Origin of the sequence: Bacteroides sp. ET71 (genome assembly GCF_023336905.1) — a bacterium.
In the GTDB taxonomy this organism is placed as follows: Bacteria; Bacteroidota; Bacteroidia; order Bacteroidales; family Bacteroidaceae; genus Bacteroides.
The window spans coordinates 206,423-220,363 of the sequence record NZ_JAMBLS010000003.1; the positions used below are offsets into that span (position 1 = coordinate 206,423).

7 protein-coding genes are annotated in these 13,941 nt (G+C 60.7%); 1 reads left to right on the forward strand and 6 read right to left on the reverse strand.

Annotated features, from left to right (window positions below; genetic code table 11):
• The first annotated feature begins 8 nt into the window (after positions 1-8).
• A complete protein-coding gene (locus tag M3090_RS03405) occupies positions 9-2,564 on the forward strand; it encodes a YfhO family protein (RefSeq protein WP_249053985.1) in 2,556 nt (851 codons plus the stop codon).
• 288 nt (positions 2,565-2,852) lie between these two features.
• Here M3090_RS03405 and M3090_RS03410 read toward each other — a convergent pair whose 3' ends face one another.
• The 6 genes from M3090_RS03410 to M3090_RS03435 all read right to left on the reverse strand — a co-directional run bounded on the left by M3090_RS03410 (position 2,853) and on the right by M3090_RS03435 (position 13,916).
• Positions 2,853-3,584, reverse strand: coding sequence for a helix-turn-helix domain-containing protein (locus tag M3090_RS03410; RefSeq protein WP_249053986.1), 732 nt, complete (start codon positions 3,582-3,584; stop codon positions 2,853-2,855).
• 303 nt (positions 3,585-3,887) lie between these two features.
• Positions 3,888-6,044 (reverse strand): glycoside hydrolase family 97 protein, encoded by a 2,157-nt coding sequence (locus M3090_RS03415; RefSeq protein ID WP_249053987.1) that lies wholly within the window; start codon positions 6,042-6,044, stop codon positions 3,888-3,890.
• Positions 6,045-6,144: 100 nt separating this feature from the next.
• Positions 6,145-8,643 carry a glycoside hydrolase family 31 protein gene (locus M3090_RS03420; RefSeq protein WP_249053988.1) on the reverse strand — a complete coding sequence of 833 codons (2,499 nt, stop codon included), beginning with the start codon at positions 8,641-8,643 and terminating at the stop codon, positions 6,145-6,147.
• 31 nt (positions 8,644-8,674) lie between these two features.
• Positions 8,675-10,492, reverse strand: a complete 1,818-nt coding sequence (locus M3090_RS03425) for a glycoside hydrolase family 66 protein (RefSeq protein ID WP_249053989.1) — start codon at positions 10,490-10,492, stop codon at positions 8,675-8,677.
• 171 nt (positions 10,493-10,663) lie between these two features.
• Positions 10,664-12,163, reverse strand: a complete 1,500-nt coding sequence (locus M3090_RS03430; protein WP_249053990.1) for a SusF/SusE family outer membrane protein — start codon at positions 12,161-12,163, stop codon at positions 10,664-10,666.
• Positions 12,164-12,419: 256 nt separating this feature from the next.
• Positions 12,420-13,916 (reverse strand): RagB/SusD family nutrient uptake outer membrane protein, encoded by a 1,497-nt coding sequence (locus M3090_RS03435; protein WP_249053991.1) that lies wholly within the window; start codon positions 13,914-13,916, stop codon positions 12,420-12,422.
• Positions 13,917-13,941: the final 25 nt, after the last annotated feature.

Here is a 13,941-nt window from a genome sequence, read left to right on the forward strand (position 1 = left end):
CGACTACAATGAAGAAATACCTTCCCGACCTCCTGGTCCTGGTGGCCTTCGTGCTGCTGTCATTCATCTATTTCTACCCTGCCGACACGGAGGGGCGCATACTCTTTCAACACGACACAGAGGCCGGAGCCGGAGCCGGCCAGGAAGCCATGGAATACTACCAAAAGACGGGCGAACGCACGCGCTGGACAAACGCCCTGTTCGGCGGGATGCCCACGTACCAGATTTCTCCGTCGTACGACTCGACACGGCCCTTGACGTGGGTGCAGACAGTCTACCACTTGTTTCTTCCGAACTATGTCTACCTGACGTTCATCATGATGCTGGGCTTCTACATCCTGCTGCGGGCGTTCGGCATCCCCGCGTGGTATGCGGGCATCGGCGGCGTGTTGTGGGGCTTTTCGTCGTACTTCTTCATCCTTATCTCTGCGGGACACATCTGGAAGTTCATCACCCTGGCCTACATTCCGCCTACCATCGCGGGCATGGTCCTTGCCTACCGCGGACGGCTGCTGGCCGGCGGACTGGTGACCGCGCTGTTTGTGGCCCTTCAGATTGTTTCGAACCACGTGCAGATGTCTTACTACTTTCTGTTCGTCATGCTCTTCCTGGCCGTGGCCTACGGTGTGGAGGCGTGGCGGTCGCACACCCTGCCCCGGTTCTTCCGGGCGACGGCGGTGCTCGTCGTGGCCGGACTGGTGGGCGTGGCCATCAACTTGTCGAACCTCTACCATACCTATACGTACAGCAAGCAGACCATGCGCGGGCCGAGCGAACTGGTACAGACGGGCGACGCCGCTGCCCAACAGACGGATGGTGGATTAGAACGAGACTATATCACTCAGTGGAGCTACGGCATCGGCGAGACTTGGACGTTGCTCATCCCCAATTTCAAGGGAGGCGCCTCTGTTCCGCTGGCCGACAACGAGCAGGCCATGCAGAAGGCCGACCCGCGATACGCCGGGCTGTACCGCCAACTGACGCAGTACTTCGGCACGCAGCCGATGACGGCCGGGCCGGTCTACGTGGGGGCGTTCGTACTGTTCCTGTTCCTGCTGGGCTGCTTCGTGGTGAAAGGACCGCTGAAGTGGGCGCTGGTGGGTGCCACGGTGCTGTCCATCCTGCTGTCGTGGGGGAAAAACATGATGTGGCTGACCGACCTGTTCATCGACTATGTGCCGATGTACAACAAGTTCCGCGCGGTGTCGTCCATCCTCGTCATCGCCGAGTTCACCATTCCCTTGCTGGCCGTGCTGACGTTGGTCAAACTGATGCGCGAGCCCGAGTTGCTCCGGAAGAACCTCAAGCCGCTGCTGGTCTGCCTGCTGCTGACGGCGGGCGTGGCGCTGTGGTGGGCCGTGCCGGGCAATCCCTCGCCTTCGGACTATGTCCCTGCCCAAGAGATGCAGATGTTCCAGCAGGCGGCCGACCAGGGCTATCTGCCAAGCCAGGAACTGCCTGCCATACTGCAGAACCTGTCGGAAGTCCGCGCGGCGCTGGTGCAGTCGGATGCCCTGCGCAGCTTCTTCATTGTGGCCGCCGGGCTGTTGCTGTTGATGCTGTATGCCGGAGGGCGTCTGCGCCGTTCGTTCACCGTGGGCGGCATCGCGCTGCTGTGTCTGGTGGACATGTGGGGCGTGAACAAGCGCTACCTGAACGACGCACAGTTCGTCCCGGCCTCTGTCACCACCACCAGCTTCACGCCGACCGAGGCCGACAAGCTCATCCTGCAAGACACGGACCCGGACTACCGCGTGCTGAATCTGGCATCGAACACGTTCAACGAAAACAAGACGTCATACTGGCACAAGAGCATCGGCGGATACCACGCCGCCAAGCTGCGCCGCTATCAGGAGCTTATTGACCGGCGCATCCTGCCGGAGATGCAGGCCGTCTACGCCGAGGCAGCCCGCGCGGGCGGACAGGCGGACAGCCTGGATGCCTCGAAGTTTCCGGTGCTGAACATGCTGAACACGCGCTACTTCATCTTGCCTGCCGGGCAACAGGGCGAGACCGCACCGCTGCGCAACCCCGCGGCACTGGGCAACGCCTGGTTCGTGGACCGGGTGACGTATGTAGAGAACGCGAACGAGGAAATCGCGGCCCTGGACCATCTCCGTCCCGCACACGAGGCAGTGGCAGACCGCCGCTTCAGCGAGGCGCTGGGGGGCATGGAGCAGGCGTACAAAGACAGTCTGAGCACGCTCCGACTGACTGCCTACGAGCCTAACCGCCTGACCTATGAGTCGGAGAACGGGGGCGAAGGTGTGGCCGTGTTCTCGGAAATCTATTATCCCGACGGATGGCAGGTGACCATCGACGGCGAACCGGCCCCACTGGCGCGGGTGAACTACGTGCTGCGTGCCTTGCGCGTGCCGGCGGGCAAACACGTGATAGAGATGCGCTTCGACCCGAAGAGCCTGCACGTGACCGAAGGCATTGCCTATGCGGGACTGTCGCTGCTGGTGCTGGGAGCGGCTGCGGGAGCCGGGCTGTGGGCTGTGCGGAGAAGGAAGAAAAACGCAGAGAAAGAAACTCATGTACCCCTCAAAAAAGAAGACTAAGAACCAGCACAAATCATCATTAGCAATGTCATGTTGAGCGGAGCGCAGCGCAGTCGAAACATCTCCCTACGCGAAAGAAAAGTATTAGGAAGATTCTTCGACTGCGCTGCGCTCCGCTCAGAATGACAGATAGCGTTCTTTAGACAATCCGTAAGCCAAACGCCCACATGAACGCACTACTCTTACTATTCATCACTACCAGCATCATCGGTGCCGGCATAGCTATTTGGCTAAACAGCAAAGCTGGGAAAAAGTGGCTGAACAACTTGTAGCCCGGCCACCCTCTTCTTACATCATCAGATTCTTCCGAATCGAGAACTTCACTATCGCCATGGCGTTGATTTGCTCCAGCGGCAAGTCCATAGGCTCGTGGTGCGTGTTGTAGCTCACCAGTCTGACACATCCCTCTTGGTCCGAACGGTTGACGTATTTCACCGTCAGGTACTCGTCGCCCCCGCGCTGGAAGGAGACGAGATACATCTCGCCGTAGATGACCGCGCTGAAGTCGCGGATGAAGCGGAAGCCCACAATGTCGCCCGCCTTCAGGATGGGGTACATGCTGTCGCCGCTGACGTAGACCGCGCCGTCGCACAACGGGACGTTCGGAATCTGAATCTTCCCAAGGGCGTATTGCGGACGGGGTTCGAGCAACGTCTTCAGGTTGGCAGCGGCGGAGATGTCATACAGTGTCACGCTGCGTTCGTCCAACGCCTCCGGGCTCTTCGGCTGGTGCAGGCGCTCCACCGGCCCGCTGGCCAGCTCGCTGTCGCAGAAGTTCTCTTGCAGCACGGGCGAACCCTTGCCGGTCAGCAGCCAGTTGTAGTCCACCTGCGACATCCGGCCCAGCAACAGCGGAAAGTCGATGCTTCCCCGGGCCACCCAGTTGCTCAGCGTCGAGCGCGAGATGCCCAGGTAACGGGCCAGTTCGACGTCTTTCTTGAAACCCATCACCAGCTTGGTGCGTTTCACGATATCGGCCACGCTGAACGCCTGGCTCTTGTCAGTCTTCTTGTTTTCCATACAGCTTGTTTTTGTTTCACACGGGTTCCCGTCCGGCGAATCCGGGGCGGGCGTCGGAAACAGAATCCGAAGAGTGGTTCCAAATTGAAACCACATCCCGCCTTAATCTGCACAAATATAGAAACAAAGTTTCAGATACGCAACATTTCCGGAGAAAATCGCTCAAAAAAAACGCCTCCCTTCCCGCCCGCACACTGTTTGTTTCCTTCGTGCGGACAAGAAGGGAGGCTGTTGCGCACACGGGCCGCGCTTCTGTCGGACAAGGGGCAAGTGCCTTCAGGACACGCCCCTCGCCCGACTTGCTCAGCGGATGCGCCCGGAGAGGCGTTTCAGGCCCTTCGTGTCGGCCTTGTCTGCCGCTTCGAAGAGGCTGATGGCATAGCCGCCGCCCGGGGCTGCCTTCAGTTTGAGGGTAGTCTTCGAGGTGACCACCCCTTTGCGGATGATGTAAGCCTGCGTGTTGGTCTTATAGTCAGCGTCTGGCGCATCGGCATAGACCGTGGCGACGTATTGCTTGCCCGGTTCGAGGAAGTCGAGCGTCAACTCAGACTCGTGCCCCTGCTCGCCGGCGGTACAGCCCACGAACCAGTTGCCCGTGCCCTTCGCGCGGCGGGCGGCAGTAACGTACTGTCCCGGCTCGGCCTCGAGGTAACGCGAGTCGTCCCAGTCCACGGCCACGTCTTTGATGAACTGGAAAGCGTCCATGAAGCGCTCGTAGTTCTCGGGCAGGTCGGCCGCCATCTGGAGGGGGCTGTACATCGTCACGTACAAGGCCAGTTGGCGTGCCAGGGTGGAGTTGACGTGCGAGTGGTTGGAGGGATTAATCTTCGACATGTCCATCTCGAAGATGCCCGGCGTGTAGTCCATCGGACCGCCTTGCAGGCGAGTGAACGGCAGGATGGTTGTATGGAACGGCTTACTGCCGCCGGTTGCTTCGTATTCGGTGCCACGGGCCGACTCGTTCCCGATGAGGTTGGGCCAGGTACGGCACAGGCCGGTGGGGCGCACGGCCTCGTGGGCGTTGACCATGATGTGGTGTTTGGCCGCTTCCTGCAAGGCGTAGAGATAGTGTTTGACCATGAACTGGCCGTAATGGTGCTCGCCGCGGGGAATGATGTTGCCCACGTATCCGCTCTTCACGGCGTTATAGCCGTACTTGTCCATCAGGTCGTAGGCTTCCTTGAGGTGGCGTTCGTAATTGACGACGGACGAGGAAGTCTCGTGGTGCATCATCAGGCGCACGCCCTTACTGTGGGCATAGTCGTTCAGGCCGGGCAGGTCGAAGTCGGGATAGGGAGTGACGAAGTCGAACACGTAGTCCTTGCTGTTGCCGAACCAGTCTTCCCAACCCACGTTCCAGCCTTCAATCAGCACCTGGTCGAAACCGTGCTGCGCGGCAAAGTCGATGTAGCGTTTCACGTTCTCCGTGTTGGCGCCGTGCCGCCCGTTGGGGGTGGTCTTCGCGTAGTCGAGGTCGTCCAGCTTCACCGAGGGCAGGTCGTCGGTGTACGACCACGAGCTCTTTCCCGTAATCATTTCCCACCAGACGCCCACGTACTTCACGGGCTTTATCCACGAGGTGTCTGCTATCTTGCAGGGTTCGTTCAGGTTGAGGATGAGCTTCGATGCCAGGATGTCCCGCGCGTCATCGCTCACCGTCACCGTGCGCCAGGGCGAGTGGCAGGGCGCTTGCAGATGGCCCTTGTTGCCCTGGGCGTCGGGCGTCAGCCAGGATTCGAACACCAGGTTCTTGTCGTCCAGGTTAAGGTGCATGCACGCATAGTCCACCAGCGCCGCTTCGTGCAGGTTGATGTACAGTCCGTCGTCGGTCTTCATCTGAAGGGCCGTCTGCACGCCCGTGGGGGAAAAGACAGTCTGCGACGCATTGTAAGAAACCGCCCCCGGCAGCAAGTCGCGTATCTCCGACAGGCGGCTCTCAGTATAGTCGTATTCCTGCGTGTCGTAGTCGCCCGGTATCCACCACGCGGTGTGGTCGCCGGTCAGGGCGAACTGCGTCCTTTCTTCCTTGACGACGAAGTACACGAGGTTCTTCTGCCGGGGGAACTCGTAGCGCAACCCCATTCCTTCGTCGTAGACGCGGAAGCGAAGGTTCATGTAGCGGTCGGTGGAAGGTTGACGCAGCTCGACCAGCAGCTCGTTGTAATGGTTGCGGATGTCCTTCACCTCTCCCCAGACGGGTTGCCACGTCTCGTCAAAAGTCGAAGTGGAAGTCTTCACCACTTCAAAGCCATCCAGCAGGCTTGTCTGCCCGGCCAGTTCGATTCCCAGGCGGCTGGGCTTAATGACCGGACGCTCCTTGTAGCTCACGGCATAGGTGGGCACCCCGCCTTCGGACAGGGTAAAGTCTACTTTCACAGTGCCCGACGGAGACGTCACTCCCTCGGCTCGCCCCGTCCACGCCATCAGCAGGCACAGGGCACAGAAAATCATTCGTTTCATTGCAGTATGTTTTAATGTAAAGTAAAGAGTCTATTTTCATACAAAGAAAAGTTTTCCCGTCCGCAGTCCCAGGACTGACGCACAGCACATTTCCAGCCGCTCAACGCAGTTCGAGCGTGTGCGGCTGTCCGTCGTCGGGCAGGCGCAGGCGACAACCATCGTCCGTCACACACCAGACGGCAGTCTGGAAGTCTGTGTCAGCCCCTGCGTCGAGCTTCGCCTCTTTCACCTTCTTCAGCTTGCGGCCGTCCAGCCACACCTGGCGGGGTGCCTGTTCCTTGTCCACGTAGACCGAGAAGAAGAAGTTGCGCGGCCCGGGTGCCCGGAAACTGCCGCCTTCGCGACGTCCCACCTCAATCACGTAGCCCTCGGACTCCGTACGGCACGACACCGGCGTGCGGACATACTCGCCGCGCAGATAACCCTGGTCTGTCCCTTCGTCTTCATAAAGGCTGAAGCGCGCTTCGCCCCCGGCTGCGGCGGGAAAGACCTCGAACGTCAGCGGACAAGCCGGATGCTGGTCGGTATAGTCGGGCACGGGCATACGGGGAATGATGCTGCCCCGGCGCACGAACAGGGGGATGACGCTGAGCGGTGCGTCGACCGTCGTCCACTGTTCGCCGGCATACTCCGTCCTTTTGTCGTTGTAGTCAATCCACGTGCCTTCGGGCAGGTAAACGTTCTTCGTGCGTGCCCCTTTCTTGACCACGGGAGCCACCAGCAGCTCGGCGCCGAACATGAACTGGGCATCGGTGCGGAACGTCTCCGCGTCTTGCGGATACTCCAGAAACAGAGGACGCATGATGGGCAAGCCTGTGTCGTGCGCCTGGCGTGCGTAGGTATATATATAAGGTAGGAGCGAATACTTCAGCCGGATGGCAGCGGTGGCATCGCGTTCCGCCTCCGGGCCGAACAGCCACGGCTCGACGGCCACGTTTCCCTCGTGGTGGATGCGGCTCAGCGGCGTGAAAGCACCCAGTTGCACCCAGCGCGTGTAGAGTTCCGCCGTGCCGGGATAGTCGGTGATGTCTCCGCAATAGCCCGAGATGTCGCACGTGGTGAAGGGGATGATGCCCAGTCCGGCCGACAGCAGCACCGGTATCTGGTTGGCCATCTGCCCCCATCCCTGGTTCACGTCGTCGGCATTGCCGCAGTCTCCCGTCCAACCGAAGGTGTAGCGTTGCAGGCCGGCGAAGGCGGCGCGTGTCATCTGGAAGATGCGCCGGTCGGGGTTACGCTTCTCGAACTGCTCCTTCACCACCTTGTCCCAGGTGAGGCCGTAGACGTTGTGCATCTCGTCGTGCATGCCCAGGTAGTGCTTCATCGTGAGGCGTTCCGTCTGGTCTTCGTTGCTCCAGGCCGGCTCGCCCATGTCTGTCCAAAAGCCGGCGACGCCGTCGTCCAAGGGTTTCTGCTGCAGCTCTCCCCACCAGTCGGCCACGCCGGGACGGGTAAAGTCCACCACGCCGCAGTTACCGCCCCAGGGCCAGGGCATGTCGTAGGTCTTGCCCGTCAGAGTGTCCGTCACGAAGTAACCGAGGCTGTCGGCCTCCTGCCACTGGGCGCGGTTGGCCTGCGCCACCACGGGGTCTTGCGACACGACGACCTTGAAGCCCATTTCTTTCAGGTCGGACAGCATCTTCCGGGGGTTGTCGTAATTGCCCGGACGCCACTCGAAGTTTTGCAGGTATTCCGTCCAGCCGATGTCCTGGTAGATGATGTCGCAGGGAATACCCCGCTGGCGATACCCCTGGGCTATTTCGCGGGTCAACTTCTCATTCGTCAGCAATCCGCGCGACTGGGCAAAGCCGAGCGCCCAGCGCGGGGGCATGATGGGCTTGCCGGTCAGGGCGACGTACTGCCGGATGATGTCTTTGTAGTCCCGCCCAAAGATAAAGTAATAGACCATCTGCCCGCCGGGCACCTCGAAAGAGTAGTAGTCGCGGCTCTCGGTACCGAACTTGAACTCGCTCTTGTACGTATTGTCCACGAAAATGCCGTATCTGTAGCTGCTCAGAAAGAAGGGAATGGACTTATAAAGCGGGTCCTCGACGGTGCTGTAACACGGTTGGTCGCTGTTCCACATCTTATAGGCTTCGCCCCGTCGGTCCAGGGGGCCGGTCTTCTCGCCCAGCCCGAAGAAGTGTTCGTCGCGGCGCAGGGTCTTGTACTCCGTCTTGCGCTGTCCGCCGCTCAGGTGTCCGCGGTCGGCGTGGTCGCTGAACAGGAGTTTCTGGTATTTGTCGAACACTTGCAGGCGGAAGGGCGCTTTGCCCACGCGGATGCGCAACTTGGCAGTGAAGATTTCGTAGCAGGCGTTCTGCTCGTCCACCCGGATGTCGCCCACGTCCTCCAGGTCTTCTTCGACCACTGCGAACGAAGGGTTGCTGCGCTGGAAACGGCCGTCGGGCGCAAACCACACGCGCACCACCGAGGGACTGCACAAGCGCAGTTGCACGGCCGACGAATCGTTGAGCAAGAAGGTGACGGCACGGCCCTCCTGCCGGTAGGACAGGCAGTTGCCCACCCGGTCGGCGGCACGGAGAGTGAGGCTGACGAAAGCCAGCAACAGGGCACAGAGATAAGCGGTATGTTTCATTGTCAATGCTGTGTTTAAATATCGTAACGTTTTATTCCAATACAATCATCGTCCAGTATTTCAGGGCGGGCAGGGTGAAGTCCACACGACCGTCGGCCTGCGTGAAGGCCAGCTCTTCGGGGGCTCCGGCGTGGCGGTCGGGCGAAGCCACCCAGACCTTGCTTACGGCCCGGTTGCAGTCCAGGCTGATGCCCAAGAGATTGAGTTGCCGCGGTTCGGGCATGGTGCCGTCGGCGTCGCGCCAGCTCAGGCTGTCCGCATCGCGGAAGTTGAGCAAATGGATGACAGTCTTCCCGTCTACGGTCTTCGCATACGTGGTCAGTCCGCCCAGGCGAGGCGGCCAGGCGTTGACGCTGAAGGCGGACGAGGCAGTGGACGCCGTGAGCGACACGTCGGTCTCGGCCCCGGTGTCCGCACCGCGCAAGAGGTTCTGGTAAGCGGTGAGGAAGTCGTAGTAACGCACAATGGACGTGCGCAGCGCATCGTCCATCTGCAGGTTGCTGTTGGGGAAGTATTCTTTGCAGAGCATGTGGTCGCCCAGCTCCAGGTGAGAGGCACCGAGGGCGAACATCACGGCGTCGGCCAGCAAGACGCCGGGGGTGTTGAACAGGCCTTCGCGGTCGGCCACGTTGTAGTTCATGTAGGCTGCGAAGACGGTCTGGAGCGTGTGGTTGCTGTATTGGTCGTTGGCCATGACGGCCGTGCGCAGGTCTTCGAAGTCACCTTCACCCCCCCACATCTCGTTGTAGAGGAAATCCACCTGCCCGGTGGAGGCAATCTGCGAGGCGCCGTAGCCGGAGACGGCGTTCATCACCAGGCGCTTGGCGGGGTGGCGCGTCTTCATGGCTTCGATGAACGAGGCGTAGCCCCGAGGCAGGTTCACCGTGTTGCTCTGGTAGTCGTAGCGCGTGCCCCGGTCGCCGAGCTGGTCTATCTGGTAGCCATCGAAGTCGAACGTGGCGTAGACGTCGTCGTTGCGCTGCCCGATGTAGTCCTGCCACTCGGAGTTGGAGGGGTCGAGCAGGAAGATGTCGCTCTTCCACGAGTCGGGCAGGTCGTGCACGTCTTTATCCGTGCGGCCCGCGCCCTTGAAGATATACCAGTCTTCCTTCACCCCGTCGGCGGCGGCATCGTCCAGGGCGCCGAAGCAGAGGTTGTAGAACATCGACTTCATGCCCAGCGCATGCTGCGTGTCGATGTAACGGCGTATGACCTCGGCGCTGACGGAGCGGTTGGCGATGTCGGTGTACGTCTCGGCCGGGGCTTCGCGGGTGCCGCCCAGGGGCCAGTGGTGCTTGTTGTGCCAGTCCTGAAACTGCACGCCGTTGATGTGGCAGCGGCTGAGGAACTGCATCTCTTCGTCGATGACGCCGGGCTGAAGCTTGGAGTCGTCGAACGTGGCGACAAAGCCGTAGCGCGGGAAGCGGGTCCAGTCGCTGGAGACGTCCACGCCGATGGTGCCCAGAATGACCTGCGTGCCGTCGTCGCGGGTGCGGTAGACGTCGGCCAGGTAGCCGGTGAAGTCGGTCGAGGGCGGTGTCCACGTCCAGGTGTTGCCGCCCAGGTTGCCCTCTTCCACCACCTCGGTGCCGCGCCGGTAGCGCACGCGGGCATCGGCCGGCAGGGTGCCGTCGACCGTGAAGGAAACGACGTCGCCGGGGAGGTAGCAGGCTTTGTCGGTGGAGAGTTCGACGGTGAGGTCGGAGATGACGTTGACCACGTCGGTCACGCCGCCCGAAGGGCCTCCGCCGGGTTCGCCACCTCCGCCGGGATTGTCGGAAGGGCTGTCGTCGCCGCAGGCACAGAGCGAGGCGGCCAGAAGCATCAGAGGGAGATAAAATTTCTTCATGTCAGAATTTGTTTTTAATTGATTGATAGAGGGGGTTCCGGACAGAGGGTGCTTCTTGTCCGAAGGAAGCGCGCTTGCAGTGCGGACGAAGCACGGCTCTTGTGCGGAAGGGGCGGCGGGGGAAAAGGCTCCGGCCGGAAGGGCCGAGCCATCCCGCCCGCCTGCCCGGGCTTATTGCTTCACGATGGACACCGTTTCTTCCAACTGGTTGAGGGTGATGGTATAGGTGCCCGCCTCGTCCAGCTTCCACTTGTTGTCGATGCCGCTGATGGACGTGTCGAGATACTGGTCCTTGCAGGCGTCGCTCGACTTGTCGATGAAGAGCATCTGTTCCGTCGTGCCGGTGGGCGCGGCGCCGTTGGTGGCGGACATGAACCAGGCTCCGTTCCAATCGTCCTGACGGTCACAACTGAATTTCAGTTCGCCGGCATTGAGGCTGCCCGTCCAGGTGAATACGCAGGGGTCGTCCGTGGCCTGCATGGGCACGGCGTCTGCCAGGGTCCAGCCCGCCGACGTGGCGTCGCCAATCATGTAGACCATCGGGTAGGGCGTGAACTCGCTCATGAGCATGCGCTCTTGCCCGGGGCGTATGTCGAGGCAAATCTTATAGTTCTTGCCCACCTCCGAAGCCTGGAGCATCCACTTGTTGTCGGGGTCGAAACCGCTGACAAATTCCACCGTCGTGTCCGTGATGGGGGCATTGGGCTGCGTGGCCTTGTAGTTGTTCTCCCAACTGCCGTCTGCCGTGGCAAACTTGAAGTCGCCCGAAGCGGCAAAGTAGTGGCCGTAGCGGAAGAGGTAGGGGTCGAGCGCGTCGCGCGTCATGGCGGTAAAGCTGTATCCGTCCGTGCCGTCGATGAAGTAGATTTGGTCGTAGGGAGGCTGCGTGCCGTCGGTCTGGCGCAGGCTCAGGGTCGAGGTGAAGAGGTTGACGTCTACCTGGTAGAAGTGTTCTTCGTCGACGGTGAAGTTGATGTCCGGCGTACCGTCTTCGGTGTAGTACAGCGTGCCGTCTTCGCGCCCGTTGTTATAGCAAGGCGAGAAGGTGCCGGGCGAGAGGACAAACTTGAACTCTCCGACTTTCAGCGTGCCGCTCCAGGTGAAGATGCCGTTGTCGGAGCGGGTCATCTCGGTGACGGCATTGGCGTCCCATCCCCCGGGCGTGGCATCGCCCAACAGGTAAAGCTCGGTGGTGACAGGCTGGTAGGCAGTGACGCTCAGGGCGGTCTGTGCCACCTGCTCCTGTCCGGCATCCAGTCCGGCCACACGTGCCGTGACGCGTGCCTCGAGGTTGACGGTCTGTCCGCCCGTCGCGCCGAATTGGTCGCGCAACAGGTTGTTCAGGTCTTCCACCGTGGCCGTCCACGTGTATTGCTGCACGGCGTCTTCCACCACCGCATAGGGGGCGGCAAAGCCCGTGCCGGCCTCAGCCAGTTCGACGGTATAGGTGATACGGTTGCCCGTGCCGTAGTTGGTACCCGTGCTCCAGGTCAGTTCCAGGGCATTGTCGGCGTGATACTGTTCGTCCAGCACCACTTCCGTCTGGTTGGCACTGAGGACCAGCGTGTCGTGTCCTTTGTCAGTCTCCAGGTAATCGTCGTCCACGCAGGCCGTCAGAGCGGCTGCCGCCAGAAGGAACGACGCGGCGTAGTGTATGATATGTTGTTTCATGATTATACTGTTTGTTAAGTGAATAAAAATAAATGGTTTGTTTAGGGGACAAGTTGACTAGTTAACGAGGCTACCAGGTGTCCGGTCTGAGGACAAGTTGACAAGTTAACGAGGCTACAAGGTGTCCGGTCTGGGGACAGGTTGACTAGTTAACGAGGCTACCAGGTGTCCGGTCTGAGGACAGGTTGACAAGTTAACGAGGCTACCAGACGTCCGCGCCTTGTGGCCTGAAGCCTTGTCCCCTGGTCAACTAAAATTAATATCCCGGGTTCTGCGTCATCAGCGGGTTGGCGTCCATTTCGGTCTGCGGGATGGGGAACAGCAGGCGGTCGCGCGTGACGTTGGTCTTGCCGATGGAGTGCAGGAAGTCGATGGCATACTGCCCGTCCCCACCGATGCGGATGAGGTCGAACCAGCGGTGTCCCTCGAAAGCCAGCTCCATGCGGCGCTCGTGTATGATGCGCTCGCGCATCGCGTCTTGCGACAGTCCCGACACGTCGCCCAGCCCGGCACGGCGGCGCACGATGTTCAGCGGCGTCTCGGCCTGCTCCGTCTGCCCCATCTCGTTCAGGGCTTCGGCCTTCATCAGCAGCACGTCGGCATAGCGGTAGACCACGAAGTTGGCCGGATTGGTGTTGTACTCCGGCGAGACAGCCTTCGTCACCAGGAACTTGCGGACGTTGTAGCCCGTGTTGCTGTACGAAGCCTTATACTGCTTGCCGTCGAAGTCGGGGCAACCTTCGTAGAAGACGGTCAGGTCTTTTCGCAAGTCGCCTTCCTCCCATTCGTCCATAAACTCCTGCGTAGGCAGGTTCCAGCCGTAGCTGCCGGCCACGAAGTCTGAGTTGCGCGGACCCATGAAGGTGGAAAGCCACGACGATTGCGGGTTGTTTCCCCAGAAGTCATACTCCGTGCTGCCGGAATATTGCACCTCGAACAGCGACTCGGAGCTGTTGTTGAGGGTAGCGTCGAAGTTGTCGGCAAAGTTGCAGGCAGTCAGGTCGTAGCCCAGGGCGGCGATGTCGTCGCACAGGTCGACCACGTCTTGGTAATACTCGCTGTGCTGCGGAGCCAGCGTCAGCTTGATGTCGGCCATCATCGCCATGGCAGCTTCACGGCAAGCACGGCCCACGTTCTCGGCATCATACTCGGCCTTCGCGGGCAGCAGGTCGATGGCGTTCTGGCAGTCGGACAGGATTTGCTGGTAGGTCTCCTCCTTCGTGTTGCGGGCGATGGCCGTCGACTCTCCTGGATTGTAGGGCGTCAGGCGCAAGGGCACGCCGCCGTACAGGCGCACCAAGATGAAGTAATAGTGCGCACGAAGGAAATACGCCTCGCCCATGCAGCGGTTGCGCACGGCGTCGCTGACGTCGGCCGCACCCGGCAGGCTGTTGAGCACGATGTTACACTGTCCGATGCCCACCCAAGGCGAACGCCACATGTACAGAGCCATGGCGTTGTCGCTCTGCGTGATGAAGTCGGCCGCCTGTATGGTCTCCAGGCCGTCGGTGCCCCCGCCGGCACCCACTTCGCTGTTGCCGGCCACGATGTCCAACGTCCAAAGACGCTGGTTGTACATGTTCGAAGACTGGAGCGTGCGGTAGCAGGCAGTGGTCAGCGCCACGGCCACGTCGTCGGTCACGTTCGTTTCAGGGTCTACCGAATTGAGGGGCGACTTGTCCAGGAAGTCGCTGCACGAGGCCAGCATGCACGTGGCAGCCAGTCCCAGTATGAAATGATGTAGTTTGTTCATATCCGTATGATAAAAAGGTAAAAGG